This window comes from Gilvimarinus sp. 1_MG-2023 (genome assembly GCF_030548285.1).
Genome location: NZ_JAUOSC010000349.1, coordinates 1 through 369, shown reverse-complemented (window position 1 = coordinate 369; position 369 = coordinate 1). Strand labels below are relative to the sequence as shown.

The window sequence follows — 369 nt, the reverse complement described above, 5'->3', positions numbered from 1 at the left end:
GAACCAGGTTATTGCCCTGATGAAAGCCCCTCACGGCAGCTACCTGAAAGTACGCACCTTCGACCATTTTGATGGACTGCGCTGGAGTTCATCAACCACCGCCTTCCATAAACACAACACCAATCAGCAGGGCAAGGTGATACTGCCCGGTGAACAGGAAAATCGCGGCAACTTCCAACAACAAATCACCATAAAACAAGGCATGACAGCCCAATTACCTGCCGCCGGAGATCCTGTCGCCCTGTGGTTGCCTGCTACCGTCATCGCCACCGACCCATTCGGCCAACCGCTCTTGCCAGCACCGCTCAAACCCGGCACCCAATACACGGTGCTGTCGCAACAACAATGGCTTGACCAGCGCCCGGCCTC

At 56.1% G+C, this 369-nt stretch carries 1 protein-coding gene; it reads left to right on the top strand.

Going from position 1 to position 369, the window contains the following annotated elements:
- Nucleotides 1-19: 19 nt before the first annotated feature.
- Nucleotides 20-369, top strand: a 350-nt coding sequence (locus tag Q4563_RS17135; RefSeq protein ID WP_303605351.1) for a DUF3488 domain-containing protein, incomplete at its 3' end; no start/stop codon positions are given.